At 69.6% G+C, this 26,823-nt stretch carries 26 protein-coding genes; 16 read left to right on the top strand and 10 right to left on the bottom strand.

From position 1 onward, the window contains the following. Window positions 1–65 precede the first annotated feature (65 nt). Window positions 66–1,115: a UDP-N-acetylmuramate dehydrogenase gene (murB, locus tag EX20_RS03010; RefSeq protein WP_034192640.1), complete on the bottom strand. Its 1,050-nt coding sequence runs from the start codon at window positions 1,113–1,115 to the stop codon at window positions 66–68. 134 nt (window positions 1,116–1,249) lie between these two features. Here murB and EX20_RS03015 point away from each other — a divergent pair, with 134 nt between their 5' ends. Continuing rightward, window positions 1,250–1,735 carry a YajQ family cyclic di-GMP-binding protein gene (locus tag EX20_RS03015; RefSeq protein WP_011885818.1) on the top strand — a complete coding sequence of 162 codons (486 nt, stop codon included), beginning with the start codon at window positions 1,250–1,252 and terminating at the stop codon, window positions 1,733–1,735. A gap of 84 nt (window positions 1,736–1,819) precedes the next feature. On the opposite strand, the gene plsY is transcribed toward EX20_RS03015, so the two are convergent. Next, complete coding sequence (gene plsY, locus EX20_RS03020) at window positions 1,820–2,458, bottom strand: glycerol-3-phosphate 1-O-acyltransferase PlsY (RefSeq protein WP_011885819.1); 639 nt, start codon at window positions 2,456–2,458, stop codon at window positions 1,820–1,822. A 176-nt stretch (window positions 2,459–2,634) separates the two neighbouring features. Then, window positions 2,635–3,126, bottom strand: coding sequence for a Cys-tRNA(Pro) deacylase (ybaK, locus tag EX20_RS03025; protein WP_011885820.1), 492 nt, complete (start codon window positions 3,124–3,126; stop codon window positions 2,635–2,637). Window positions 3,127–3,370: 244 nt separating this feature from the next. Between ybaK and EX20_RS03030 the strand changes: the two genes are divergently transcribed. After that, window positions 3,371–4,933 (top strand): class I adenylate-forming enzyme family protein, encoded by a 1,563-nt coding sequence (locus EX20_RS03030; RefSeq protein WP_034192641.1) that lies wholly within the window; start codon window positions 3,371–3,373, stop codon window positions 4,931–4,933. Window positions 4,934–4,948: 15 nt separating this feature from the next. Here EX20_RS03030 and xerD read toward each other — a convergent pair whose 3' ends face one another. The 3 genes from xerD to queG are packed head-to-tail and all read right to left on the bottom strand — an operon-like array spanning window position 4,949 to window position 7,663. Then, a complete protein-coding gene (xerD, locus tag EX20_RS03035) occupies window positions 4,949–5,911 on the bottom strand; it encodes a site-specific tyrosine recombinase XerD (RefSeq protein WP_011885822.1) in 963 nt (320 codons plus the stop codon). Beyond that, entirely contained in the window at window positions 5,911–6,378 is a 468-nt protein-coding gene (locus EX20_RS03040; protein ID WP_034192710.1) for a methylated-DNA--[protein]-cysteine S-methyltransferase, read from the bottom strand. Before EX20_RS03040 ends, xerD begins: the two co-directional genes overlap by 1 nt. A gap of 58 nt (window positions 6,379–6,436) precedes the next feature. Then, a complete protein-coding gene (gene queG / locus EX20_RS03045) occupies window positions 6,437–7,663 on the bottom strand; it encodes a tRNA epoxyqueuosine(34) reductase QueG (protein ID WP_034192642.1) in 1,227 nt (408 codons plus the stop codon). Between the two features lie 17 nt (window positions 7,664–7,680). Here queG and EX20_RS03050 point away from each other — a divergent pair, with 17 nt between their 5' ends. Together EX20_RS03050 and EX20_RS03055 are read left to right on the top strand one after the other, a co-directional pair. Then, entirely contained in the window at window positions 7,681–8,232 is a 552-nt protein-coding gene (locus EX20_RS03050) for a bifunctional tRNA (adenosine(37)-N6)-threonylcarbamoyltransferase complex ATPase subunit type 1 TsaE/phosphotransferase (protein WP_014723523.1), read from the top strand. Then, window positions 8,214–9,692, top strand: coding sequence for an N-acetylmuramoyl-L-alanine amidase (locus tag EX20_RS03055; RefSeq protein WP_034192643.1), 1,479 nt, complete (start codon window positions 8,214–8,216; stop codon window positions 9,690–9,692). The genes EX20_RS03050 and EX20_RS03055 overlap by 19 nt, the downstream gene beginning before the upstream one ends. Window positions 9,693–9,807: 115 nt before the next feature. Here the strand turns inward: EX20_RS03055 and EX20_RS03060 are convergent, their stop codons facing one another. Beyond that, a complete protein-coding gene (locus EX20_RS03060; protein ID WP_175464244.1) occupies window positions 9,808–10,686 on the bottom strand; it encodes an EamA family transporter in 879 nt (292 codons plus the stop codon). Window positions 10,687–11,210: 524 nt separating this feature from the next. On the opposite strand from EX20_RS03060, the gene EX20_RS03065 reads away from it, so the two are divergent. Both EX20_RS03065 and trxA read left to right on the top strand, forming a co-directional pair. Next, entirely contained in the window at window positions 11,211–12,092 is an 882-nt protein-coding gene (locus EX20_RS03065) for a pirin family protein (protein WP_011885828.1), read from the top strand. Between the two features lie 52 nt (window positions 12,093–12,144). Further along, window positions 12,145–12,990, top strand: a complete 846-nt coding sequence (gene trxA / locus EX20_RS03070) for a thioredoxin (RefSeq protein WP_034192645.1) — start codon at window positions 12,145–12,147, stop codon at window positions 12,988–12,990. Between the two features lie 31 nt (window positions 12,991–13,021). Here the strand turns inward: trxA and tcdA are convergent, their stop codons facing one another. Then, window positions 13,022–13,879 (bottom strand): tRNA cyclic N6-threonylcarbamoyladenosine(37) synthase TcdA, encoded by an 858-nt coding sequence (gene tcdA / locus EX20_RS03075; protein ID WP_034192646.1) that lies wholly within the window; start codon window positions 13,877–13,879, stop codon window positions 13,022–13,024. A gap of 129 nt (window positions 13,880–14,008) precedes the next feature. Between tcdA and pdxH the strand changes: the two genes are divergently transcribed. The 3 genes from pdxH to EX20_RS03090 all read left to right on the top strand — a co-directional run bounded on the left by pdxH (window position 14,009) and on the right by EX20_RS03090 (window position 17,323). Then, window positions 14,009–14,653, top strand: a complete 645-nt coding sequence (pdxH, locus tag EX20_RS03080; protein WP_034192647.1) for a pyridoxamine 5'-phosphate oxidase — start codon at window positions 14,009–14,011, stop codon at window positions 14,651–14,653. Window positions 14,654–14,780: 127 nt separating this feature from the next. After that, on the top strand, window positions 14,781–16,001 hold the full coding sequence (locus EX20_RS03085; protein ID WP_014723528.1) for an SAM-dependent methyltransferase: 1,221 nt from the start codon (window positions 14,781–14,783) through the stop codon (window positions 15,999–16,001). Between the two features lie 23 nt (window positions 16,002–16,024). Next, window positions 16,025–17,323 carry a DUF72 domain-containing protein gene (locus tag EX20_RS03090; RefSeq protein WP_034192648.1) on the top strand — a complete coding sequence of 433 codons (1,299 nt, stop codon included), beginning with the start codon at window positions 16,025–16,027 and terminating at the stop codon, window positions 17,321–17,323. A 58-nt stretch (window positions 17,324–17,381) separates the two neighbouring features. Here the strand turns inward: EX20_RS03090 and msrA are convergent, their stop codons facing one another. Further along, a complete protein-coding gene (gene msrA / locus EX20_RS03095) occupies window positions 17,382–17,942 on the bottom strand; it encodes a peptide-methionine (S)-S-oxide reductase MsrA (protein ID WP_034192711.1) in 561 nt (186 codons plus the stop codon). Window positions 17,943–18,493: 551 nt separating this feature from the next. Between msrA and EX20_RS03100 the strand changes: the two genes are divergently transcribed. The 3 genes from EX20_RS03100 (at window position 18,494) to EX20_RS03110 (ending at window position 21,485) form a co-directional block, all read left to right on the top strand. Beyond that, a complete protein-coding gene (locus tag EX20_RS03100; protein WP_014723532.1) occupies window positions 18,494–19,900 on the top strand; it encodes a selenium-binding protein SBP56-related protein in 1,407 nt (468 codons plus the stop codon). Then, on the top strand, window positions 19,897–20,562 hold the full coding sequence (locus EX20_RS03105; RefSeq protein ID WP_014723533.1) for a hypothetical protein: 666 nt from the start codon (window positions 19,897–19,899) through the stop codon (window positions 20,560–20,562). Before EX20_RS03100 ends, EX20_RS03105 begins: the two co-directional genes overlap by 4 nt. A 413-nt stretch (window positions 20,563–20,975) precedes the next feature. Then, window positions 20,976–21,485 (top strand): flavin reductase family protein, encoded by a 510-nt coding sequence (locus tag EX20_RS03110; protein WP_011885865.1) that lies wholly within the window; start codon window positions 20,976–20,978, stop codon window positions 21,483–21,485. On the opposite strand, the gene EX20_RS03115 is transcribed toward EX20_RS03110, so the two are convergent. Next, entirely contained in the window at window positions 21,472–21,972 is a 501-nt protein-coding gene (locus tag EX20_RS03115) for an Lrp/AsnC family transcriptional regulator (protein ID WP_006477992.1), read from the bottom strand. The two genes, EX20_RS03110 and EX20_RS03115, sit on opposite strands and share 14 nt — an antisense overlap. 130 nt (window positions 21,973–22,102) lie before the next feature. Here EX20_RS03115 and kynB point away from each other — a divergent pair, with 130 nt between their 5' ends. From kynB to dalD, 4 genes are all read left to right on the top strand, one after another. Then, on the top strand, window positions 22,103–22,744 hold the full coding sequence (gene kynB, locus EX20_RS03120; protein ID WP_014723534.1) for an arylformamidase: 642 nt from the start codon (window positions 22,103–22,105) through the stop codon (window positions 22,742–22,744). A 26-nt stretch (window positions 22,745–22,770) separates the two neighbouring features. Further along, window positions 22,771–24,021, top strand: coding sequence for a kynureninase (gene kynU / locus EX20_RS03125; RefSeq protein ID WP_085954491.1), 1,251 nt, complete (start codon window positions 22,771–22,773; stop codon window positions 24,019–24,021). 65 nt (window positions 24,022–24,086) lie between these two features. Next, window positions 24,087–25,004, top strand: coding sequence for a tryptophan 2,3-dioxygenase (gene kynA, locus EX20_RS03130; RefSeq protein WP_034192649.1), 918 nt, complete (start codon window positions 24,087–24,089; stop codon window positions 25,002–25,004). Window positions 25,005–25,388: 384 nt separating this feature from the next. Further along, window positions 25,389–26,783, top strand: a complete 1,395-nt coding sequence (dalD, locus tag EX20_RS03135) for a D-arabinitol 4-dehydrogenase (protein ID WP_034192650.1) — start codon at window positions 25,389–25,391, stop codon at window positions 26,781–26,783. Window positions 26,784–26,823 lie beyond the last annotated feature (40 nt).

The following is a 26,823-nucleotide window of genomic DNA, read 5'->3' on the forward strand; positions in this document are numbered from 1 at the left end:
GCCGATCGTCGATCGGCGCTTTTTTTCGCCGCGACAGCCCACGCGCCGCGCGACCCGAGGCCGCGCTACAGGCAGACGGGTTCGGGCTCCAGCTCCACACCGAAGCGCACGCGCACGTCGTGCTGGATCGCCCGCGCGAGCGCGAGCACGTCGGCGCCGGTCGCGCCGCCGCGATTCACCAGGACGAGCGCCTGCCGCTCGTGTACGGCCGCCGCGCCGAGCGCGCGCCCTTTCCAGCCGCACTGGTCGATCAGCCAGCCGGCCGCGAGCTTCACCTGGCCGTCCGGCTGCGGATACGACACGACGTCCGGCGCACGCGCGCGCAATGCGTCGAATTGCGCGGCGTCGATCACCGGGTTCTTGAAGAAGCTGCCGGCATTGCCGAGTACGCCCGGATCGGGCAGCTTCGCGCGGCGAATCGCGACGACCGCATCGAACACGTCGCGCGGCGTGGCCGCGCCGGGGGCGATGCCGCGCGCGTCGAGTTCGCGCGTGACGTCCGCGTAGCCGAGCCGCGGCGTCCAGCGCTTGGGCAGCCGGAACGTCACCGCGACGATCGCGAAGCGGCCGCGCCCGTCCCGCTTGAAGAAGCTGTCGCGATAGCCGAACGCGCAGCGCGCCGCGTCGAAGCGCTCGCTGCGCCCCGTCGCCAGCTCGACGGCGATCAGCGAGTCGAAGTACGCCTTCATCTCGAGGCCGTACGCGCCGATGTTCTGGATCGGCGCCGCGCCGACGGTGCCCGGAATCAACGCGAGGTTCTCGAGCCCCGGCATCCCCTGCTCGAGCGTCCACGCGACGAACGCGTGCCACAGCTCGCCGCCGCCGGCTTCGACGTACCACGCGTCGTCGTCCTCGCGCACCACGCGGCGGCCGCCGATCTCGTCGAGCAGCACGACGCCGTCGAAATCGCGCGTGAACACGACGTTGCTGCCGCCGCCGAGCACGAGCTGCGGCAGCGACGCGACGCGCGGATCGCGGTGCAGCGCCTCGAACTGCGCGGCGTGCGTGATGCGCGCCGCATAGCGCGCGGTCGCGGCGATGCCGAACGTGTTGTGCGCGGCGAGCGGATGGTCGGGAAGCAGCGACAGCGGGGAATCGTCAGGAGGCATCGGCATTCGCGTGGCGTCAGCCGGGCGGCCGGACGGCCGGCCTTGGGCAAACGCAGGGGCATCGGTAAAATGGCAAACAGTCCGCAATTATAGCGAGTGCCCGCGCGTGAGCCGGGCGCCGCACCTCAAGGGAGAATGCCATGCCATCGTTCGACGTCGTTTCCGAAGCGAACATGATCGAAGTGAAGAACGCCATCGAGCAGTCGAACAAGGAAATCTCGACACGCTTCGACTTCAAGGGCTCGGACGCGCGCGTCGAGCAGAAGGAGCGCGAGCTGACGCTGTTCGCCGACGACGATTTCAAGCTCGGCCAGGTCAAGGACGTACTGATCGGCAAGCTCGCGAAGCGCAACGTCGACGTGCGCTTCCTCGACTACGGCAAGGTCGAGAAGATCGGCGGCGACAAGGTCAAGCAGATCGTCACCGTGAAAAAGGGCGTGACGGGCGACCTCGCCAAGAAAATCGTCAGGCTCGTGAAAGACAGCAAGATCAAGGTGCAGGCGAGCATCCAGGGCGATGCGGTGCGCGTGGCCGGCACGAAGCGCGACGATCTGCAGAGCGTGATCGCGATGCTGCGCAAGGACGTGACCGACACGCCGCTCGACTTCAACAACTTCCGCGACTGAGCGACGTCGCCGGCCGCCAAATCGGCCGGCCGCGCACACCGGCTGCCGCACCGCGCGGCAGCCGCGACGCCTCGACACCGCGCGTCAGACCTTTCCGCCGCCTTGCGCGCCGCCGTCGGCCGCAGCCTTCTTCTTGTCGCCGATCCGGCTCTCCTGCCCCGCCAGCAGCTTCGCGATGTTGCCGCGGTGACGCCACACCAGCAACACGCTCATCGCCAGCACCGCCCAGGCGATCGGATTGTTGCGCGTGCCGAACAGGAACACGTCGAACACCGGCGCGAATACGGCGGCCACCAGCGCCGCGAGCGACGAATAGCGGAAGAAGAACGCGACGATCAGCCAGGTCAGCGCGGTCGCGAGGCCGAGCACCGGATGCACGGCCAGCAGCACGCCGGCAGCGGTCGCGACGCCCTTGCCGCCCTGGAAGCGGAAGAACACCGGATACAGGTGACCGACGAACACGGCGATGGCGACCCATGCGACGGCGACGTCGGGCATCCCGAAGTGCCGCGCGAGCCACACGGCGAGCCAGCCCTTGAACGCGTCGCCGACGAGCGTCAGGATCGCGGCCTTCTTGTTGCCGCTGCGCAGCACGTTGGTCGCGCCGGGATTCTTCGACCCGTACGAACGGGGATCGGCCAGGCCCATCGCGGCGCTGACGATGACGGCGAACGACACCGAACCGATCAGATAGGCAACAAGTGCGGCGAGCAGGATCTGCATGCGGAGAACTCTTCTTTCAACGTATCGATGATGGGGGCGGCCGGGCAGGCACGCGCGCCGCGCGGTGAAGCGCGGCCGCGTTACACACGAGCCGCGGCGGCCGGCCGGGCGGGCCGACCGGCCGAAACGGCGCCCATTCTACCGAACGTGCAGCGCGTGCGACGAAGGTGAAACCCTCAGTCGACGCTCGCGCACTGCACGGGCGTCGCGCCGAGCAGCGTCGTGAGCACCGCCGGCGCGAGGCTCACGAGATAGCCGCGGCGGCCGCCGTTCAGATAGATCGTCGGCAATTCGAGGATGGTCGACTCGACGTAGACGGGCATCGTCTTGCGGGTGCCGAACGGCGACGTGCCGCCGACCAGATAGCCCGAGTGGCGGTTCGCGACGTCCGGCTTGCACGGCTCGACGCGCTTCGCGCCGATCTGCCGCGCGAGGTTCTTGGTCGACACCGTACGATCGCCGTGCATCAGCACGATCAGCGGCTTCGCGTGCTCGTCTTCCATCACGAGCGTCTTCACGACGCAGTGCTCGTCCACGCCGAGCTGGCGCGCCGACTCGCCGGTGCCGCCGTGCTCGACGTAGTCGTACGGATATTCGTCGAACGCGACGCCGTGGCGGCGCAGCAACTGGGTCGCGGGGGTTTCGGACACGTGTCTGGATTTGCTCATCGCCGCATTTTAATGGCGAACGACCGGCATGCGCGCCATTGCGCCATCGCACGATCGCGTGCGGACGTCGGCGGTATACTCGCGGCCCGCTGGCGCAGCCCAGCCGGCCGGCCGCTGCGCCATCATTGCGGACATCGCGACGCGCTATTGACCGAACGGCCGATTGTGGCGGCCCGGCCGCCATGGCACGATCGTTCGCAACGCTGCCCGCGCCGCTGCCCGTGCCCTTCTTCATGGAGACGTCATGTCCTCGTCCGTTCGCTCATCCGCGCCGCCCGACGTCGCGGCCCTGCTCGCCGCGCTGCCCGCTCGCATCGCCGACGTGCCCGCGCTGCGGGCCGCGCAAGCGCCCACGCACCCGGCGCTGATCGAGGACGCGCGCCGCCTGTCGTACGCCGAACTCGCCGAGGCCGTCGACACGGCCGCGGCCCGGCTCGTCGCGCTCGGCGTGCGCGGCGGCGATCGCGTGATGATCGTCGCGGAAAACAGCGTCGCGCAGATCGTGCTGCTGCTCGCGGCCGCGCGCGTCGATGCGTGGGCGCTGGTGTCGAACGCGCGCCTGGCAGCCAGCGAACTCGACGCGATCGCCGCGCATGCGCGCCCGAAGCTGATCGCGTTCGCGACCGAAGCCTCGCCCGATGCGCGCGCGCATGCCGCGCGCTACCGCGCCGCGCCCGCCGACGCGCTGCCGATCGACATCGGCGCGTGGTCGCATCACGTCGACGCCGACGCGCCGGCCGAACCGGTCGCGGCCGACGGCGCCGCGCAGTGCGCGGCGCTGATCTACACGACCGGCACGACGGGCGCGCCCAAAGGCGTGATGCTGTCGCATCGCAACCTGCTGTTCGTCGCCGCGACGTCGAGCGCGCTGCGCCGCGTGTCGCCCGACGACGTCGTCTATACGGTGCTGCCCGTGTCGCACGTGTACGGGCTCGCGTCGGTCTGCCTCGGCAGCCTGTACGCAGGCGCGACGCTGCGCCTCGCGCCGCGCTACTCGCCCGAAGCGGTGCGCGTCGCGCTCGCGGACGAACGCGTGACGATCTTCCAGGGCGTGCCCGCGATGCATGCGAAGCTGCTCGAGCACCTGCACACGCACAGGCACGCGTGGCGCGCGCCGCGGCTGCGCTTCGCGTATTCGGGCGGCTCGCCGCTCGACGCCGACCTGAAGGCGCGCGTCGAGCGCGTGTACGGCGTGCCGTTGCACAACGGCTACGGAATGACCGAAAGCAGCCCGACGATCACGCAGACGCCGCTCGACGCGCCGCGCGCCGACTGCTCGGTCGGTACGCCGATTCCCGGCGTCGAGATGCGGATCGTCGCGCCGGACGGCGCCGACGTGCCGCGCGGCGAGGTCGGCGAAATCCGCGTGCGCGGGCCGAACGTGATGCTCGGCTACTACCGCAACGCGGACGCGACGCGCGCGGCCGTGTCGCCGGACGGCTGGCTGAGCACCGGCGATCTCGCCCGCCAGGACGCCGACGGCGCGGTGACGATCGCGGGCCGCAGCAAGGAGCTGATCATCCGCTCGGGCTTCAACGTGTATCCGGTGGAGGTCGAACAGGTGCTGAACGCACATCCGGACGTCGTGCAGGCGACCGTCATCGGGCGCGCGGTCGATGGCAACGAGGAAGTGCTCGCGTTCGTCGAGCTCGCGCCCGGCGCGACGGCGGCCGACGCCGAACTGCATGCGTGGTGCGCGCAACGCCTCGCGCCGTACAAGCGCCCGGCCCGCATCCGCGTGCTCGACGCGCTGCCGGCCGCCTCTACCGGCAAGGTGCTGAAACACCGGCTGCGCGACCTCGCGTAGCGCGCGGCGCCGGCGCTAGCCGCGCGGATGGTGCTGCGCGTGCAGCGTCCTGAGCCGCTCGCGCGCGACGTGCGTATAGATCTGCGTGGTCGAGATGTCGCTGTGGCCGAGCAGCAGCTGCACGACGCGCAGGTCCGCGCCGTGGTTCAGCAGGTGCGTCGCGAACGCGTGCCGCAGCGTGTGCGGCGACAGGTGCGCGCGCACGTCCGCGCGCTGCGCGTGACGCTTGATGATGTTCCAGAACTGCTGGCGCGTCATCCCGTCGCCGCGCGCGGTCACGAACAGCGCGTCGGCCGCGCGCGCGCCGAGCAGCGCCGGCCGCGCGTCGCGCAGATAGCGCTCGATCCAGCCGTGCGCGACTTCGCCGAACGGCACGAGGCGCTCCTTCGAGCCCTTGCCCATCACCCGCACGACGCCCTCGTTGAGCCCCACCTCGACGGTCTTCAGCGTGACGAGTTCGCTCACGCGCAGCCCGCTCGCGTACATCAGCTCCAGCATCGTGCGATCGCGCAGCCCGAGCGGCGTGCCGATGTCCGGTGCGCCGAGCAGCGCCTCGACCTGCGCCTCCGACAGCGTCGACGGAAACCGCGCGCCCTGTTTCGCGGACGCGATCCGCAACGTCGGGTCGGCGCTCGCGCGATGCTCGCGCACGGCCCAGCCGTAGTAGCGACGGAACACCGACAGCCGCCGGTTCGACGACGTCGCCTTGCCGTCGCTGCGCGCGGCGATATAGCCGGTCACCATCGCTTCGTCGGCGGAGTCGAGCGCCGCGTGGTGGGTGGCCGCGAGCCATTGGGAAAACAGCATCAGGTCGCGCCGGTACGCATCGAGCGTATTGCGCGACAGCCCGTGCTCGAGCCACAGCGCGTCGCAGAACAGGTCGATCGACGCGCGGCTCGCGAGCTGCGCCGGCGAAGCGGCGAGCGGATCGCCGGCGGCATCGGCATCGGAAGCGGGGGAAAGCAACGGTTCGTTCATCAGTACGGCACGCCTTCATGCGCGAGCAGCCAGCGCTTCACTGTCTGGAAATAACCGCCGTCGTCGTGGTTCGCGAAACCGCCGAGGCCGCCCGCCGCGACGACGCGGTGACACGGAATCACGAGCGGAAAGTAGTTCGCGCCGCACGCCTGCCCGACCGCGCGCGGCGCGCTGCCGATCCGCTTCGCGACCTGCCCGTAGGTCAGCACCGTGCCCGGCGGAATGTCGCTGATCACGTCCCACACGCGCTGCTGGAAGGCACTGCCTACGGGCGCGAGCGGCAGGTCGAAGCGTGCCGACGCCCGCTCGAAATAGCGCTCGATCTGCTCGACCGCACGCTCGGCGAGCGGCGAATCGGGTGCGACCGACCCGACCGATTCGGGCAGATAGACGATCTCGCGCACCACCGCCGCGTCGGTGCGGATGCCGACCTTGCCGAACGGTGCGTCGATCACTGCGTTGAACATCATTCTCCTCCCGGTGAAACGCGCGGCGCCGCCGCGCCGACGACACTTTACGCCGCGTTCATGCGGCGCGCAGCGCCCATTCGACGTGCTCGCGCACGACCGGCGACGGATCGTCCGCTCGCGCGCGCAGCGCGGCGACGATCGCGTCGCGCGCAGCGGGCGCGAGCCGCCCGGCCGGCGCACGCAGCGCGTTGCCGAGCCCGACCGCGAGATTGCGCAGCCAGCTTTCGTGGCCGATGCGCCGGATCGCGCTGCCCTGCATCCGCGTGTCGAAGGTTTCGGCGTCCCAGCCGAACAGCTCGACGAGCGTCGCGCGATCGAGCCCGTGCCGCACGTCGAAATCGGCGACCGGCGCGGCCTGCGCGAACTTGTTCCACGGGCACACGAGCTGGCAGTCGTCGCAGCCGTACACGCGATTGCCGATCAACGGCCGCAGCGGCTCCGGAATGCTGCCCTTCAGCTCGATCGTCAGATACGAAATGCAGCGGCGCGCGTCGACGCGATACGGCTCGACGATCGCGCCGGTCGGGCACGCGCCGAGGCAGCGCGTACAGCTGCCGCAGTGCGCGCCGGGCGTTTCGGGCGCCGCATCGGGCGCCGTCTGCGCATCGGTCGGCAGCGCGACGTCGACGTAGATCTCGCCGAGGAAGAACAGCGAGCCCGCGTCGCGCTGCAGCAGCAGCGTGTGCTTGCCGCGCCAGCCGACGCCGGCCTTCTGCGCGAGTTCGACCTCGAGCACCGGCGCCGAATCGGTGAACACGCGGTAGCCGTATGCGCCGATCTCGCGCTCGATGCGCTCCGCGAGCGTCTGCAGCCGGTTGCGCAGCACCTTGTGATAGTCGCGGCCGCGCGCGTAGATCGACACGACGGCCGCCTGCGGATCGTCGAGCCGGGCGCGCTCGCGGGCGCGCCAGTCGTGCGGCGCGGACGACGCGTCGGGCGCGTCGGCGGCGAGCGTCGCGGCCGGCAGATAGGCGAGCCGCGCGGAGATCACGCGTCGCGTACCGGCCACAAGTTCGGCCGGCCGCGCGCGTTTCATCCCGTGTTTCGCCATATAATCCATTTCGCCGTGGTACCCGGCTTCCAGCCAGGCGGCGAGGCCCGCTTCGGCATCCGAGAGATCGGTATCGCTGATGCCGATCGCCCCGAAACCCAATTCGCGCCCCCACGCCCTGATGCGCGCGGCGAGCGCAGTCAACGCCGCATCGTCGAGCGCGCACGGCGCCGCGCCCTCGGCACGAGTCGAAGGGCCGTCGGATGCGGCGAGTTCCGGTAAGCGGTTCATCGCACTATTTTACGAGAATGCCAGCCACGCCCCATCCGCCTCATGCAGACACGCTGCCCGCTCCGCTCGCGCAGCGCGTGATCGCACTCGCCGACGAAGCGGCGACCGAGGCCTTCGGCGCCCGCTTCGCGCATGCGCTCGACGCCGCACGCACCGAGCTGGCGCGCACCCACGCGTTCGCGGGGCTGCAGATCCAGCTGATCGGCGATCTCGGCGCGGGCAAGACGACCCTCGTGCGCGCGATCCTGCGCGGCCTCGGCCACACGGGGCGCGTGCGCAGCCCGACCTACACGCTCGTCGAACCATACGCGTTCGCGCGCGATGACGGGGAACTCGAGGTCTATCACTTCGATCTGTATCGATTCAACGATCCGGCCGAATGGTCCGACGCAGGCTTTCGCGAATATTTCAATTCGAGCGCGATCTGCCTCGTCGAATGGCCGCAACAGGCAGGCGCGCTACTCGGCGTGCCCGATCTGGTTTTCTCGCTCGACGTGGACGGCGACGGCCGCGCCCTCACCGTCCGGGCGTTCAGCGCTTCAGGAAAGGCATGTCTCGAAAGATGTTGATCAAACCGTTCCGCTCGATCGAATCGGCGGCCACCGCGACGCACAACTGGCGGCGCCGCCAGATCCTGCGCGCCGGTGCGTCGACGCTGGTGCTCGGTCTCGTCGCGCCGCGCGTCGCGCACGCATCTTCGGTGCTCGGCGTGCGCGTCTGGCCCGCGCGCGACTACACGCGCGTCACGATCGAATCCGATCAGCCGCTGCAGAACAGCCAGCAGCTGCTGCAGGGGCCGGACCGCCTCGTCGTCGACCTGAACGGCCTCGATCTCGACCAGGCGCTGCGCGACCTCGTGTCGAAGATCGCGCCAAACGATCCGCAGATCCAGTCGGTGCGCGTCGGCCAGTATCAGCCGCACGTGGTGCGGATGGTGTTCGACCTGAAGGGGTCGGTGAAACCGCAGGTGTTCACGCTGCCGCCGGTGGGCACCTACAAGTACCGGCTCGTGTTCGACCTGTATCCGGCGGTCGCGCCCGATCCGCTGACCGACCTGATCGCACAGACCGAACGCAAGGAGCAGGCGCTGAACGACAGCGCGCGCGCGCAACAGATGCAGCCGCCGTCGAGGCTCACGGGCCCGGCCACGCCGCCCGCCGCGGCCGACAACAGCGACGCGTTCTTCCAGCGCTTCGCGCAGAACACGCCGGCGAAGCCGGCCGTCAAGCCGCCGCCCGTCATCGCGCGCCGCGACGACAGCGACGACGACGCCGACACCTACAAGTTCACCGCGCCGAAATCCGGCAAGGGCGGCACGATGCGGCTGCTGACGGTCGCGATCGATCCGGGCCACGGCGGCGAGGATCCGGGCGCGATCGGCGGCGCAGGCACCTACGAGAAGCACGTCGCGCTCGACATCGCGAAGAAGCTGCGCGCGAAGATCGACGGCGCGCCCAACATGCGCGCGATGATGACCCGCGACGCCGACTTCTTCGTGCCGCTGAACGTGCGCGTGCAGAAGGCGCGCCGCGTCGGCGCGGACCTGTTCGTGTCGATCCACGCGGACGCGTTCACGACGCCGTCCGCGAGCGGCTCGTCGGTGTTCGCGCTGTCCGACCACGGCGCGTCGAGCGCCGCCGCGCGCTGGCTCGCGAACAAGGAAAACGCATCCGACCTGATCGGCGGCATCAACATCAAGACGCAGGACGCGGCCGTGAGCCGCGCGCTGTTCGACATGTCGACCACCGCGCAGATCCGCGATTCGCTGCGCTACGGCAACTACGTACTGAAGGAAGTCGGCGGCATCAACAAGCTGCACAAGGGCTCGGTCGAGCAGGCCGGGTTCGCGGTGCTGAAGGCGCCCGACATTCCGTCAATCCTGGTCGAGACCGCGTTCATCAGCAACCCGGACGAAGAACGCAGACTCAACGACGACAGCTATCGCGAGGAAATGGCCGACGCGATCTTCCGCGGCATCAAGCGCTACTTCGCGGCCAATCCGCCGCTCGCGAAGAACCGGATGGCCTGACGTACGGCCGGTGCGAGCGGCACGGCCCGCTCGTCCTGGCCGACCTGTCCCGCGTCTGCACCGGCTTCCCGGCCGCTGCCTGTCCCGCTGCCGGCACGCGCCGCGTGCCGGCGCATCACGACGCCGCGAAGCGGCGCAACAGTTTCCCGCCGAACACGTTCACCACGAGCCCGCCCATCACGAGCGCGGCGCCGATCAGCTGCATGCGGCTCAGGTGCTCGTCGAGCAGCAGCGCCGACGACGCGAGCCCGACGATCGGCACCAGCAGCGAGAATTGCGCGACCTGCGCGGCCGGATAGCGCGACATCAGACGGCTCCACAAGCCGTAGCCGACGAGCGTCGCGACGAACGCCAGATAGACCACCGCGAAGATCGACGTACCGTTCAGTCCGGCCAGCGCGGCGGCGATCCGCTGCGGCCCCTCGAACCACAGCGACAGCAAGAAGAACGGCAGCGGCGGCACGAGGCTCGCCCACACGACGAGCGACACGAGGTTCGCGCGGCCGACCTTCTTCGTGACGATATTGCCGAACGCCCACATCACGGCCGAGCCGATGGTCAGCAGGAAGCCGGCGAGCGTCATCGCGGCGCCGCCCTGCACCGCGATCACGACGAGCCCGGCCGCGGCGATCGCGAGCCCCGCGAGGTTCTCGGCGCGCAGCCGCTCGCCGAGAAACAGCATCGCGAACACCAGCGTGAAGAACGCCTGCGACTGCAGCACCAGCGACGCGAGGCCGGCGGGCATCCCGACGTACATGCCGGTAAACAGGAATACGAACTGGCCGAGCTGAATCGTCGCGCCGTACAGGATCAGCATGCGCCACGGGATCTGCGGCCTGCGCACGAAGAACACCGCGGGCACCGCCGCGAGCGTGAAGCGCAGCGCACCGAGCAGCATCGGCGGCATGCCGTGCAGGCCGACCTTGATCACGACGAAGTTCACGCCCCATGCGAGGATCACGATCAGCGCAAGCAGCAGGTCCTTCGGGGCCATCATGGGAAGTCTCCTCGATAATCGGCCGGGCTGCCGAGCCGGCCAGTCTACCGAATTTCGCGGCGCGATCCGCGACCCGCGCGGCGCGCATCGGATCGCGCCGTGCCGCGACGAGCGGTGCGGCGCATCGCACGTGCCTGCGAGGTGACATCGTTTCGCGGGCGATTCGGCTGCGATTCGCCGCCGCTGCACCGCCGATTCGCCGCCGCATCCGAATCGCTTTCTCATCGCCGCCCCACCGCTTCGCCGTCGCGGCCCGGCCGCCCGGCCGCCCGGCCGCCGAGCCACGCCGCCTCACCCACCTCGCCCACCTCGCCCGCCTCGCCCACCTCACCCACCTCACCCACCTCGCCTCATGCGCTTCGTGCGCTTCGTGCGCTTCGTCCGCCTCGTCCGCCTCGTCCGCCTCGCCTCGTCTGCCTCACCTCGCCCGCCTCGCCCCGAATTGCCCACGCTGCCCGCACGCGCGCCGCCACCGCCCCAGTACAATGACCGGCACCGCGCCGCTCCCCACGAGACCCGTCATGACCGATTCGATCAAAGCTCTGCTGAAACCGCACTTGCGCGACATCGGCAACCTGCAGGTGCGCCGCACGCTTCCCGCACTCGCCGCCCGCCTCGTCGGCCCGTTCATCTTCTTCGATCACATGGGGCCCGCGGCGCTGCCGCCGGGCACCGGCCTCGACGTGCGCCCGCATCCGCATATCGGGCTCGCGACCGTCACGTATCTGTTCGACGGCGCGATCCTGCACCGCGACAGCCTCGGCTCGCTGCAGGAAATCGTGCCGGGCGACGTCAACTGGATGACGGCCGGCCGCGGGATCGTCCACTCGGAGCGCACGCCCGACGCGCTGCGTGAGAGCGGCCATACCGTGCACGGGATCCAGACCTGGGTCGCGCTGCCGGTCGCGCACGAAACCACCGAGCCATCGTTCGAGCACCATGCGGCCGACACGCTGCCGACGCGCGACGAAGGCGGCGTGTCGCTGACGGTGATCGCCGGCGACGCTTTCGGCCTGCGCTCGCCGGTCACGACGTTCTCGCGCACGCTGTACGTCGCCGCCCGGTTCGCGGCCGGCAGCCGTCTCGAGCTCGACGCGTCGCACGAGGAGCGGGCCGTCTACGTCGTCGACGGCGACCTCACGATCGACGGCACGCCGGTGCCGGCGCAACAGATGGCCGTGCTCGTGCCGGGCACGACCGTCACGCTCGCGAGCAGCGGCGGCGCGCGCGCGATGCTGCTCGGCGGCGACAAGCTCGACGGCGAGCGCTTCATCGAATGGAATTTCGTCGCGAGCAGCCGCGATGCGATCGAGCAGGCGAAACAGGCGTGGACGAAGCAGGAAATGGGCAAGGTGCCCGGCGAAACCGAGTGGATTCCGTTGCCCGCAGCGAAGCCGCGTTGAAAAACGCGCGCGCCGCCCCCATCCTGAACACATTCGAACTGCAGAGAACGACATGGACACCACGCTTGCCACTTTCGAGAAAGACGTCATCGAGGCGTCGCTGGACACGCCCGTGCTGGTCGACTTCTGGGCGCCGTGGTGCGGCCCCTGCAAGACGCTCGGGCCGTTGCTCGAAAAGCTCGAAGCCGATTACGCCGGCCGCTGGAAGCTCGTCAAGGTGAACGTCGACGAGAACCAGGAGCTTGCCGCGCATTTCCAGACGCGCAGCATCCCGCACGTGATCGCGTTCGCCGACGGGCGCCCGGTCGATCAGTTCATCGGCGTGCTGCCGGAAGGCCAACTGCGCGAGTTCCTCGATCGGCTGCTGCCGGCGCCCGACGAAGCCGAACGCCGCGCCGCACAATACGCGCTCGCCGAGTCGCGCTTCGACGACGCGCTCGCGCACCTCGAAGCGGCCCTCGCGTTGAACCCCGGCTTCGACGACGCACGGCTCGACCTGATCGAACTGCTGCTCGCGAACAACGAGGTCGACGCGGCGCGTGCCGAGGCCGAGCGCCTGTCGCCGCAGACGCTGCAGGCCGATCCGCGCTACCAGGCGATCAAGACCCGTTTCGACGCGCTGGACGCGACGGCCGACCTGCCGCCGACCGACGCGCTCGAAGCCCGCATCGCCGCGAATCCCGGCGATCTGGACGCGCGCTTCGACCTCGCGCAGAGCCTGATCGCGCGTCGCGCGTACGAAGGCGCGCTCGAGCAGTTGCTGGAGATCGTGTTGCGCGACCGCGCGTACGGCGACGACCTCGGCCGCCGCACGATGATTTCGGTGTTCGAACTGGCGGGCGACCGCCCCGAGCTGGTCGCCGCGTGGCGGCGCAAGCTGAGCATGGCGCTCAATTAATGGAGGAGGCGGGGGCCGGCTGGTTTCCCGATCAGCGCACGGCCCGCGCCGCAATCGCCCGCAACGCATGCGCGGCGGCCGCGAAGCCGAAGCTCGCGGTCACGCACACGCTCGATCCGAACCCCGCGCAATTGAGCCCCGCGACGTGCGCGGCGGCCGACGGCTCCGCGCCGTCCTCGAGGTCGCACGCGGCAGCTTCCGGATAGATCAGCGGCTCGTCCGAATACACCGCGCTGACCTTGAAGCGCGCCTTCGGACCGCGCGCAAAGCCATGCTGCTTGCGCAACTGCGCGCGCACCTTCGACAGCAGCGGGTCCTGGATCGTCAGCGCGAGATCGTCGATGCGGATCCGGGTCGGGTCCAGTTGCCCGCCCGCGCCGCCGACCGTCACGAGCGGCTGCCCTTTCGCGACGCACCATGCGATCAGCGCGACCTTCGTGCGCACGCTGTCGATCGCGTCGATCACGTAGTCGAAGCCGCCGCCGAGCAGCGCATCGAAGTTGTCGGCCTCCACGAAATCCTCGACCCGGTTCACGCGACACGCGGGATCGATCAGCGCGATGCGCTCGGCCATCGCGTCGACCTTCGGCTTGCCGAAATTGCCGTCGAGCGCGTGGATCTGCCGGTTCGTATTGCTTTCGGCGACGTTGTCGAGATCGATCAGCGTCAGCGTGCCGACCGCGCTGCGCGCCAGCGCCTCGGCCGTCCACGACCCGACGCCGCCGATGCCGATCACCGCCACGTGCGCGCGCTCGAACGCGGCGAGCGCCGGCGCGCCGTACAGCCGTGCGATACCGCCGAAGCGGCGCTCGCGATCCACGTCAAGCTGGATCGGCGGGCTCGCGGTAAGATCGGAGGAACTGGGCAGGGCAGCGTCGGCAGCGGGCATGGCAGCAAGGAAAACGTAAGTCGTGCGGCCCTCTATTTTGCCTGAACTCCCCCGCCTTTCCTCGCGACGGTGTACGCACGATTCTCGCGCGTTCGCTATACTGGCCCCCGATTGAAGCGTTTGCATAACATGACGACACTCGCCGATCTCCGCATCAACTATTCGCGTGCTTCGCTCGACGAGGCCGACGCCGCCCCCGACCCGTTCGTCCAGTTCGACCGCTGGTTCAAGGAGGCGCTCGCCGCCAAGCTGCCCGAGCCGAACACGATGACGGTCGCCACGGTCGGCGCCGACGGCCGGCCGTCGGCCCGAATCCTGCTCATCAAGGCCGTCGACGAACGCGGGTTCGTCTTCTTCACCAATTACGAAAGCCGCAAGGGGCACGACCTCGCCGTCAATCCGCATGCGGCGCTGCTGTTCTACTGGATCGAGCTCGAGCGCCAGGTGCGCATCGAAGGCCGGATCGAGAAAACCAGCGCCGACGAAAGCGACCGCTATTTCGCCTCGCGCCCGCTCGGCTCGCGCATCGGCGCATGGGCGTCCGAGCAGAGCACGGTGATCGACAGCCGCGCGACGCTCGAGGCGCGCGAGAAGGAAGTCGCCGCCCGCTACGGCGAAAATCCGCCGCGTCCGCCGCACTGGGGCGGCTACCGCCTCGTGCCCGACGCGATCGAATTCTGGCAGGGCCGCCCGTCGCGGCTGCACGATCGACTGCTCTATACGCGCGACGCCGCCGCGGCGACGGGCTGGTCGATCTCGCGCCTGGCGCCGTAAGCGACGCCGCAGCAGCGCCGGCGCCGGCCGTATCTCGTGTTGCAACCGGGCGCCCGTATCGCAAGATGCGGGCGCCCGGCCAGAAAACCTGGCTGTATTCGATTCAACGAACAAACGGAGATTCCAAATGTTCTGGGAAAAGAAGCTGGCACAGTGGGCGGACGAAGTACGGACGAAGGCGAACTTACCGGCGCGCCTCGTGTTGTGGAACGGCGAGCAACTCGATTTCGGCACGTTCAGCGCGCCGCAGGTCACGCTGAAGGTCAACAGCGCATCGGCGTTGCCGCTGCTGCTCGAGCCGAGCCTCGACAACCTCGGCGAGGCGTACGTGAAGGGCAAGATCGACATCGAGGGCCGGCTGTCGGACATCATCAACATCAGCTACTCGCTCGCGCGCAGCACGGTCACCAGCGCGAGCAAGCTCGCGCGCGTGCGGCGCTACTTCAATCACACGAAGAGCACCGACAAGAAGGCGATCCAGTACCACTACGACGTGTCGAACGAGTTCTACAAGCTGTGGCTCGACGAGAACATGGTGTACTCGTGCGCGTACTTCGAGAACGGCGATGAAGATCTCGCGACCGCGCAGATCAAGAAGATCGACCATATCCTGACGAAGATCCAGCTCGAGCCCGGGCAGCGGCTGCTCGACATCGGCTGCGGCTGGGGCGCGCTCGTGCTGCGCGCCGCGCAGAAGTTCGGCGCGACGTGTCTCGGCGTGACGCTGTCGCAGAACCAGTTCGATCTCGCCACCGCGCGCGTGAAGGCGGCCGGCCTCGAGGACAAGATCGAGATCCGCCTGCAGGACTATCGCGAAATCGACGGGCAATTCGACCGCATCACGAGCGTCGGGATGTTCGAGCACGTCGGCCGCAAGAATCTGCCGCTCTACTTCTCGCGCGTGCGCGAGCTGCTCGCCGACGACGGCATCGCGATGAACCACGGCATCACGTCGACCGACGCGGAAAGCGGCGAAACGGCGCTCGGCGGCGGCGAATTCATCGATCGCTACGTGTTCCCGGACGGCGAGCTGCCGCACATCAGCCTCGCGCTCGAAGCGGCGCAGCGCGGCGGGCTCGAGGCGGTCGACATCGAGAGCCTGCGGCGGCACTATGCGCGCACGCTCGAAATCTGGACGGAGAATTTCGAGGCGAACGCCGAACAGGCGCGCGGGCTCGTCGACGACGAAAAATTCCGCATCTGGCGCGTGTATCTCGCCGGCTGCGCGTATGCGTTCGAGCACGACGACGTGTCGATCTTCCAGATCGTGTGCCGCAAGGCCGGCCGCAGCGCGAAAACGTTGCCGTGGTCGCGGCGCTACATGTACGAACACGCGCTGCCGCGCTAGGCGGCGCTTCACGCTGGGCATGCATGGGTGACGGCAGCACGCGGCGCAACGCGCGACCGCAACGACAGCAGCGCGACGGGACGCCGGGACCGGGTGCCGACGCGCAATTCGACCTGTTCGGCGCGTCCGCCGACGATGCATGCGCGGGCCCGGGCCCCGGTGCCGCCGGCAAACCCGAACCGGCCGGCGAGCACGCGGCGCCGCAAGAACGACGCCCGGCGCGCGCCGATCGAGCGTCGCCGCGCGCTACCGACGACCCCGAACCGCCCTCGCCTGAATCCGGCCTGCTGTGGGACGAGCCGCCTCCGCCGGCCGCACCGCCGAAGCGCACGCGGCGCGGGCGCGGCGTGCCGCCTGCGCCGGTGTCCGCCGAGGTCGCCGAACTGGCGGCCGCGCTGCCGCCGAACGTGCGGCTCGGCACGTCGTCGTGGTACTTCCCCGGCTGGAACGGCATCGTCTTCGACGGCGACTTCGCGCAGTCGAAGCTGTCGCGCGAAGGGCTCGGCGCGTATGGCGCGCATCCGCTGCTCCGGAGCGTGAGCCTCGACCGGTCGTTCTACGGCCCGCTGTCGGTGGCCGACTATCTGCGCTACGCGCAGCAGGTGCCGGACGATTTCCGCTTCGTCGTGAAAGCGCCGGCGTCCGTGACGGACGCCGTGGTGCGCGGCCGGCGCGGCGAACCGTCGGGACCGAACCCGACGTTCCTCGACGCCGCGCTCGCGACGCATGAATTCGTGCAGCCGTGCATCGATGGCCTGGGCAAAAAGGCCGGCGTGCTGGTGTTCCAGTTTTCGCCGATGCCCGATCAGCTGCTCGCCGACCCGGCCGCGCTGATCGAGCGGCTGGCCGCGTTCTTCGCGGCGTTGCCGCCGCTGCCGCCGGAGCCGGACGGCACGCGCTACGCGATCGAGATCCGCGACGCCTGCCTGCTCACGCCGCGCTTCATCCGGACGCTTGCGGCGCTCGGCGTTCGCTACTGCGTCGGCCTGCATGCGCGCATGCCGGACCCGCTGCGCCAGGCGGCCGCGCTCGCGCTGCTCGACGGCGATGCGCCCGGCCCGCTGATCGTGCGCTGGAGCCTGCACGGCGGTTTCAAGTACGAACAGGCGAAGGCGAAGTACGAGCCGTTCGACCAGCTCGTCGACGAGGACCCGGCCACGCGTTCGGCGCTCGCCGAGCTGGCCGCGCGCTACGCGCTGGCCGGCCAGCCGGTGATCATCACGATCAACAACAAGGCGGAAGGCTCGGCGCCGCTGTCGTGCATTGCGCTCGCGCGGGAGATCGTCGCCGCGTGTGCGCGGTGGAGCAGCGAAGCGGCGTAGCGTCGGACGGCGAGCTGCCGCCGAGTGATGCGCCGCTCACACACCCCTCACGTACCGCTCACGCGCCGCGCTGCGACTTCAGCCGATGCGCGAACTTCTGCCGGAATTTCGCGAGCTTCGGCCCGATCACGACCGAGCAGTACCCTTGCCCCGGATTGCGCGCGTAATAGTTCTGGTGATAATCCTCGGCCGGCCAGTAGTTGCCGTCGAGCGGCACGACCTGCGTGACGATCGGCTGCCCGAACACCTGCTCGCGCTCGAGCTCGGCGATCACGTCGAGCGCGGTGTCGCGCTGCGCATCCGAATGCGTGAACACGACCGAACGGTATTGGGTGCCGACGTCGTTTCCCTGCCGGTTCAGCTGAGTCGGATCGTGCGTCGCGAAGAAGATCTCCAGGATCTCGCGATAACCGATGCGCGCGGGATCGAACGTCACGTTCACCACTTCCGCGTGTCCGGTGTCGCCGTCGCACACGTCGCGATAACCGGGATTGCGCGTGTGGCCGCCCGCATAGCCCGACTGGACGGCCGTCACGCCGTCGACGTCGAGAAACACGGCCTCCGTGCACCAGAAGCAGCCGCCGCCGAGCGTCGCGGTTTCAAGCATCTCGTTCACCATGAAGTTGAGTACCTCGTTGAAGGTAGCGGCCGGCACGCGCGCGTGCCCGGCTCGCCAGTCCGTATCGCCGCTGCCCGGTCGCCCGGCGCGCAGCGGCACGCGTTCAAGTATCTCACTCGCACGAAAATCCGGCAGGCAGGCACGCGCGCGCCGCGCCCGACCCGCCGCGCATTTCTCGTCTACACTTAGGCACGCTTCGCCGCGACGGCACCCCGCCGCGGCCGCACGCAGCGCCGATGCATGCCCGCCCCGATGCCAACATCATCCGCCGGAACATCGATATGCACGCCTTAGCAGATACCGTCCGCCTCGCAGGCGAACCGACCGACGCGCATTGCGCCGCGTCGTTCATCCGATCGCATTGCGACGCAACACGCGTGCGTGAGCGGCGCGCGTCGGATGCCGCACCTTTCCGCACCTTTCCGCACCGTTTCCACCTGACGTACCGCAGCGCGCGCCGCGGCGGCGCGTTCGCCTCGCGCAGCGCTTGCCCACACACGGCCGGACCGCGGCGCACCCGTGATTCGACACCACCGACAGGAGGCACCACGATGAACATGCGGCCCGATCCGACCTTTCACGCCTCACCCGAGCTTGCGATGCAGGCGCCGCCCGAGGCGTTCGCCTATACGTTGTTGCTGAGCCCCGATTTTTCCAGCCCCGACGCGCTCGCCGTCATCGACGTGAAGCCCGGCTCGGCGACCTACGGGAAAATCGTCCACACGGTGACGATGCCGCACACCGGCGACGAGTTTCACCACTTCGGGTGGAATGCGTGCTCGTCGTCGCTGTCGCCGCTGACGGGCCACGCCTTTCTCGAGCGCCGCTTCCTGATCATTCCGGGCCTGCGCTCGTCGCGCATCTACGTGATCGACACGAAGCCGCATCCGACGCAGGCGCGCATCCACAAGATCATCGAGCCCGACGAAGTGTTCGCGAAGACCGGCTACTCGCGGCCGCACACGGTCCACTGCGGCCCGGAAGGCATCTACGTCAGCACGCTCGGCGGCGCAGGCAAGGACGGCACCGACGGCGCGCCCGGCATCTTCATCATGGACTGCGAGACCTTCGACGTGCTCGGCCGCTGGGAAATCGACCGCGGCCCGCAGGACAAGCACTACGACTTCTGGTGGAACCTGCCGCGCGACTACATGGTGTCGAGCGAATGGGCGCTGCCGCCGCAATTCGAAAACGGCATCGTGCCGGAAGACCTGCTCGCCAACCGCTACGGTCACCGTCTGCACTTCTGGGACTTGCGCGCGCGTCGCAACGTGCAGACGATCGACCTCGGCGCGCAGCACCAGATGGCGCTCGAAGTGCGGCCCGCGCACGATCCGGCGCGCGAATACGGGTTCGTCGGCGTCGTGGTCGATACGGCCACGCTCGAAGGCTCGATCTGGACCTGGTGGCGCGAAGACGGCAGGTTCCACGCGAAGAAGACCGCGACCATTCCGCCGGAGCCGGCCGCGGCCGACGAATTGCCGCCGCTGCTGAAAGGCTTCGGCGCGGTGCCGCCGCTCGTGACCGACATCGACCTGTCGCTCGACGATCGCTTCCTGTACGTGTCGTGCTGGGGCACCGGCGAGATGCGCCAGTACGACGTGTCCGATCCGCATCGGCCGGTGCTCGCGGGCTCGGTGCGCATCGGCGGCATCGTGCGGCGCGCGCCGCATCCGAACGGCCGCGCGTTCGCGGGCGGCCCGCAGATGGTCGAAGTCAGCCGCGACGGCCGGCGCGTGTACTGGACCAACTCGCTGTACTCGACCTGGGACGACCAGTTCTATCCGGACGGCGTGCCGGCCGCGCAGGTGCTCGCGCACGCGGGGTCGGACGGCGGCCTCACGCTCGCCGACGACTACTGGGTCGAGTTCCCCGACGGCTATCGCGCGCATCAGATCCGGCTCGACGGCGGCGACTGCTCGACCGATTCCTTCTGCTACCCGTCGGTCAGGCGTTGAGCGCCACCCTGCCTGCGTCGCTCGCGCTGTGGGCGGCCGTGCTCGCGAGCGGCGTCTACCATGGGCTGAACCCCGCGATGGGCTGGCCGCTCGCCGTGTCGAACGCGCTGATGACGCGCCGCGTCGACGCGCTCGTCGCGGCGCTCGGCTATCTCGCACTCGGCCACGCGCTCGCCGTGTTCATGGTGATGCTGCCGTTCGGGCTGCTCGCCGCGTTGCTCGCGTGGCAGCCGGCGATCCGGATCGGCGCGAGCGTGCTCGTGATCGGCTTCGGCGCGGCGCTGCTGATCCGGCGCCGGCACCCGCGCGCGCTCGCCCGCATCGCGCCGGCGCGGCTCGGGCTGTGGTCGTTCGCCGTCGCGCTCGCACACGGCGCGGGGCTGATGCTGGTGCCGATCTATCTCGGGCTCTGCGGGCCGGACCGGGATGCCGGCCATCGCGCGGCCGCCACGCTGATCGACGCGCATCTCGGCACGGCGCTCGTCGTCGCGGCCGTCCATGCGGCGGCGATGGTCGGCGCGGGCGGCGTGCTCGCGTGGCTGGTCTACCGTTATCTGGGGCTGAAATTCGTCGCGCGCAGCTGGTTCAATCTCGATGCCGTATGGGCGTCGAGCCTGATACTGACCGGGGCGCTGTCGCTCGGGCTCGCCGCGGCGCGGTAGGCGGATGGCTGCGGTATGGCGGGAAGGGCGCTGGCGGTGAGCTGGCTGCGCGGCGTCGTGGATGTCGGCGTTGCCGTGGATGCCGCAGTTGGCGTGGTTGCCGTTGCCGCCGTTGCCGCGGTTGCCGCGGTTGCCGCCGTTGGATGCCCTGGATGCCGAATGCCGCCGGCCGATTCGGTGTCGCGAATGCTGCGGATGCCCCGATGGCGCCAACGCCCACCACCAATGTGCGCTACCTCACGCTCGCCCCGCGCTGGGCGTGGCGCGGAGGTCCGCCCCGCGCGATTCCGCTAGAATCGCGCCATGCGCACCACTTTCGAACCGATCGCCCCGGCCCCGTCGCCATTCGTCCGCCGCGCCCGTCGCATCCGCCGCGCGCCGCGCCCGTCCGTTTCGTCGTGGATGGCGGCCCGATGAAGCACGCCACTCCGCCCGATTTCGACTCGGCCGCATTTCGTCAGGCGCTCGGCCAGTTCGCCACCGGCGTCACCGTCATCACGACGCGCGCGCCGTCCGGGCAACTGATCGGCATCACCGCGAGCTCGTTCAACTCGGTGTCGCTCGATCCGCCGCTGGTGCTGTGGAGCCTCGCGCACAAATCGGCGTCCACGCCGGTATTCCGCAGCAACAGCCATTACGTGGTGAACGTGCTCGCGGCGTCGCAACTCGACCTGTGCAAGCGTTTCTCGACCTACAAGGGCGATCGCTTCGAAGGGATCGCGCACGCGGCCGGCAACTCGGGCATGCCGGTGCTCGACGGCGCGCTCGCCTGGTTCGAATGCCACAACCGCAGCCGCTACGACGAAGGCGACCATGTGATCTTCGTCGGCGAAGTCGAGCGTTGCGGCGTGCGCGCCGCAGCCGACGCCGCGCCGCCGCTGGTGTTCCACGGCGGCGGCTTCCACGGGCTCACACCGCTTTGATCGCCCCCGTGCGCGCCAGCCCGACCGGCGCGCCCGCTTCGTCCTTCAGCGTCTGCAGCACGATGTTCGAGCGGATGTCCATCACGCCGGGCGCCTTGTACAGGCGGTTCAGCACGAAATCCGAATAGTGCTTGAGGTTGTGCGCGAGCACGCGCAGCAGGTAATGGCTTTCGCCGGTCACGACGAACGCGCCGACCACCTCCGGCCATTCGCGCAGCGCTTCCGCGAAGCGCTCGTGCCACTGGTTTTCCTCGTTGCGCATCGACACCTGCACGAACGCCTCGAGTTCGAAGCCGAGCTTCTCGCGGCTCAGGCACGCACGGTAGTGTTCGATGACCCCTTGCTCCTCGAGCAGCCGCATCCGGCGCAGACAGGCCGACGGCGAAAGCGAGATGCGTTCGGCCAGGTCCAGATTGCTGATTCTGCCTTCCTCCTGCAGTACGGCGAGAATCCGGCAGTCGGTGGCATCGAGCGTGATCGCATGCATTTTTGGTCCCCCTTTTCCCTCTGAGTCGAATTATCTGCCAATCCGGCGGATTGTCCATGGTTATTTCGCAAGCACTTTCTGCGAGCGTCCACCTATCATTCGAAGGATCGATTCACCGATTCGTCATGCCATGGACACACTCTGGGACATCTCGCCGCCGCTCAGCCCCGCCACGCCCGTGTGGCCGGGCGACACGCCGCTGTCGGTCGAGCGCGTATGGCAGATGGAGGCCGGCTCGCCGGTCAACGTCGCGCGCCTGACGCTGTCGCCGCATACCGGCGCGCACTGCGACGCGCCGCTGCATTACGACGCCGACGGCGCGCCGATCGGCGCCGTGCCGCTCGACGCGTATCTCGGCCCGTGCCGCGTGATCCACTGCGTCGGCGCAGCGCCGCGCGTGCAGCCGGCCGACGTCGAGGCCGCGCTCGATCGCGTGCCGCCGCGCGTGCTGCTGCGCACCTGCGCGCACGCGAGCGTCGAGCGGTGGGACAGCGATTTCTGCGCGGTCGCGCCGGAGACGATCGACCTGCTCGCCGCCCGCGGCGTGAAGCTGATCGGCATCGACACGCCGTCGCTGGACCCGCAGGAATCGAAGACGATGGATGCGCATCACCGCGTGCGCGCGCACCGGATGGCGATACTCGAAGGCATCGTGCTCGACGACGTCCCGGCCGGCGATTACGAGCTGATCGCGCTGCCGCTGAAGTTCACGACGCTCGATGCGAGCCCCGTGCGTGCGGTGCTGCGCGCGCTGCCCGGCCATTCCTCCTGATTACCGAACCCCTCATCGACATCATGATCAAGACCCGTGAAGACGCACTCGCCCTCGACCGCGACGATCCGCTCGCCGCGCTGCGCGGCCAGTTCGCGCTGCCCGACGGCGTGATCTATCTCGACGGCAATTCGCTCGGCGCGCAGCCGCGCGCATCGGCCGCCCGCGCGCAACAGGTGATCGGCGCCGAATGGGGCGAAGGCCTGATCCGCAGCTGGAACACCGCCGGCTGGTTCGCGCTGCCGCGCCGCCTCGGCGACAAGCTCGCGACGCTGATCGGCGGCGCAGCCGGCGAAACGGTCGTGACCGACACGATCTCGATCAACCTGTTCAAGCTGCTGTCGGCGATGCTGCGCCATCAGGCCGAGCGAGCGCCGCAGCGCCGCGTGATCGTGTCCGAGCGCTCGAATTTCCCGACCGACCTGTACATCGCGCAAGGGCTGATCGAGCAGCTCGGCGGCGGCTACGAGCTGCGTCTGATCGACGATCCGGCGGAATTGCCGGCCGCGCTCGGCGACGACACGGCCGTCGCGATGATCACGCACGTGAACTACCGCACCGGCTACATGCACGACATGCCGGCCGTCACGCAGCTCGCGCACGACGCGGGCGCGCTGATGCTGTGGGATCTCGCCCACTCCGCCGGCGCGGTGCCGGTCGACCTGAACGGCGCGCGTGCCGACGGCGCGGTCGGCTGCACGTACAAATACCTGAACGGCGGCCCCGGCTCGCCGGCGTTCGTGTGGGTGCCGCATCGCCATCACGCGCATTTCTCGCAGCCGCTGTCCGGCTGGTGGGGCCACCGCGCGCCGTTCGCGATGCAGCCGGCGTTCGCGCCGGACCCGGGCATCGCGCGCTTTCTGTGCGGCACGCAACCGATCGTGTCGATGTCGATGGTCGAATGCGGGCTCGACGTGTTCCTGCAGACCGACATGCAGGCGATCCGCCGCAAGTCGCTGGCGCTGACCGACGCGTTCATCGCGCTCGTCGAAGCGCGCTGCGCGGGGCTGTCGCTGAAGCTCGTCACGCCGCGCGCGCATCACCAGCGCGGCTCGCAGGCGAGCTTCGAGCATCCGCACGGCTATGAAGTCATGCAGGCGCTGATCGCGCGCGGCGTGATCGGCGACTACCGCGAGCCCGACGTGCTGCGCTTCGGCTTCACGCCGCTCTATACGCGCTTCGTCGACGTCTGGGACGCCGTCGACACGCTGCGCGACATCCTCGCCACCGACGCGTGGAAGGCGCCCGAGTTCGCCGAGCGCGGCGCGGTGACCTGATCCGTTACGCCCGGCGCGCCGGGCCCCGTCATGCAAATCTGGAGAAAGTCGTGAATTCTGGTCATATGCAGCCTCCCGGCGACGACGCGCCGGCCGGCTGCCCGTTCTCGGGCACGCGCGCCGCGCCATCCGCTCATCAGGCGCCGGGCGATGCCGCGGGCGAACCGGGCTGGCACAACGCGCAGCTCGATTTCTCGAAGTCGATGAGCTACGGCGATTACCTGTCGCTGAATTCGATCCTCGACGCGCAACATCCGCTCTCGCCCGATCACAACGAGATGCTGTTCATCATCCAGCATCAGACCAGCGAGCTGTGGATGAAGCTCGCGCTGTTCGAGCTGCGCGGCGCGCTCGACGCGGTGCGCGGCGACGCGCTGCCGCCCGCGTTCAAGATGCTCGCGCGCGTGTCGCGGATCCTCGAGCAGCTCGTGCAGGCGTGGAACGTGCTGTCGACGATGACGCCGTCCGAGTATTCGGCGATGCGCCCGTATCTCGGCCAGTCGTCGGGTTTTCAGTCGTACCAGTACCGGCAGCTCGAATTCCTGCTCGGCAACAAGAACGTGCAGATGCTGCAGCCGCATGCGCACCGGCCCGAGATCCTCGCCGAAGTGCGCGCGACGCTCGAAGCGCCGTCGTTCTACGACGAAGTCGTGCGCCTGCTCGCGCGGCGCGGTTTCCCGATCGCGCCGGAGCGGCTCGAGCGCGACTGGACGCAGCCGATGCGCCACGACGAGACCGTCGAGGCCGCGTGGCTCGAGGTCTATCGTCACCCGCAGCAGCATTGGGAGCTGTACGAGATGGCCGAGGAACTCGTCGATCTCGAGGACGCGTTCCGTCAGTGGCGCTTCCGTCACGTGACGACCGTCGAGCGCATCATCGGCTTCAAGCAGGGCACCGGCGGCACGAGCGGCGCGCCGTATCTGCGCAAGATGCTCGACGTCGTGCTGTTCCCCGAGCTCTGGCACGTGCGCACCACGCTGTAGCGCACGCGCGGCTCACGCGGCCCGCGCGTCGTGACGACGAGCGGGCCGCATCATATGCGCGCGGCAAGGCCGGCGCGGGCGGTCAGACGACGCTCGACGCGTTCCTCCGCCACCGTGGCGCGCCGGTGCAGCCGCTTCGGCACGCTGCCGCTATCTGCGCCGCCGCGCCGGTCTGATTCGCCGCCTGATTCGCCGCCTGATTCGCCGCCCGCTTCCCCGCCCCACCCCGCCGCACCGCACCATCGAAATGCCCCGTCCCCGCCTTGACTTTCGCTCGCCCCAATACGATCATTCGCTCACACGCAGAGCAAATGATCGTATTCGACAGCGCGGATCGCCGGCTTCCCTGCCAGGCCGGCATCCGATCGCGACAGGAGACACCGGATGACCGCATTGCCTTCCGAGCACCCGCCCGTGCTGCTGCATATCGGCGCAGGCTCGTTCCATCGCGCGCACCAGGCGTGGTATCTGCACCGCGTGAACGCGGCCGTGCCGGCCGGCGAGCGCTGGACGCTGACCGTCGGCAACATCCGCGACGACATGCGCACGACGATGGACGCGCTCGCCGCCCAGCACGGCGCCTACACGCTCGAAACCGTCACGCCGCAAGGCGAGCGCGCGTACGAGACGATCCGCGCGATCTCGCGCGTGCTGCCGTGGTCGCCCGATCTGGCCGCGCTGATCGACGCCGGCGCCGATCCGGCGTGCCGGATCGTGTCGTTCACGGTCACCGAAGGCGGCTACTACCTCGACGAGCACAACCGGCTCGACCTTGCGAACGCCGATCTCGCGGCCGATCTGCAAGGCGCCCGCACGACGCTGTACGGCGCGCTCGCCGCGCTGCTGGCCGAGCGCGTCGCGCGCGGCGCGGGCCCGCTCACGCTGCAGAGCTGCGACAACCTGCGCAACAACGGCGCGCGCTTTCGCGCCGGGATGCGCGCGTTCCTCGAGCAGCGTGGCGAAACCGCGCTGCTCGCGTGGTTCGATGCGCACGTGGCGACGCCGAGCGCGATGGTCGATCGCATCACGCCGCGCCCGACCCCGGACGTGCGCGAACGCGTGCGCGCGGCGACCGGCATCGACGACGCCTGCCCCGTGATGGCCGAATCCTTCATCCAGTGGGTGATCGAGGACCGCTTCGCGGCCGGCCGCCCGCGCTGGGAGCTGGCCGGCGCGGAGCTGGTGGACGACGTGCACCCGTACGAAGAAGCGAAGATCCGCATCCTGAACGCGACCCACAGCTGCATCGCGTGGGCCGGCACGCTCGCGGGCCACACGTACATCCACGAAGGCACGCACGACGCCGGGATCCGCCGCTTCGCGCACGACTACGTGACGCAGGACGTGATCCCGTGCCTCACGCCGAGTCCGCTCGACCTCGAACGCTACCGCGACGTCGTGCTCGAGCGCTTCGGCAACCCGTACGTACTCGACACCAACCAGCGCGTCGCGGCCGACGGCTTCTCGAAGATCCCCGGCTTCATCGCGCCGACGCTCGCCGAATCGTTCGCGCGCGGCGCCGCGCCGATCGCCACCGCGGTGCTGCCCGCGCTGTTCCTGCGCTTTCTGGAGCGCTGGGCGCGCGGCCGGCTGCCGTATGCGTACCAGGACGGCGTGATGGACGAAGGCGCCGCGCGCGCGATCGTCGCCGCCGACGACCCGGTGCTCGCCCTGTGCGCATCGCGCGCGCTGTGGGGCACGCTCGCCGGCAACGCGGCGCTGCTCGACGCGCTGCGCACCGCGCTCGCGCGCGTGGACGCATGGCTCGCGCAGCGCTGATCGCGCCCCGCGCCGCCGCGGCCGCGGTCACCACGGCAGC

The organism is Burkholderia sp. WP42 (genome assembly GCF_000745665.1).
GTDB classification, from domain to species: domain Bacteria; phylum Pseudomonadota; class Gammaproteobacteria; order Burkholderiales; family Burkholderiaceae; genus Burkholderia; species Burkholderia vietnamiensis.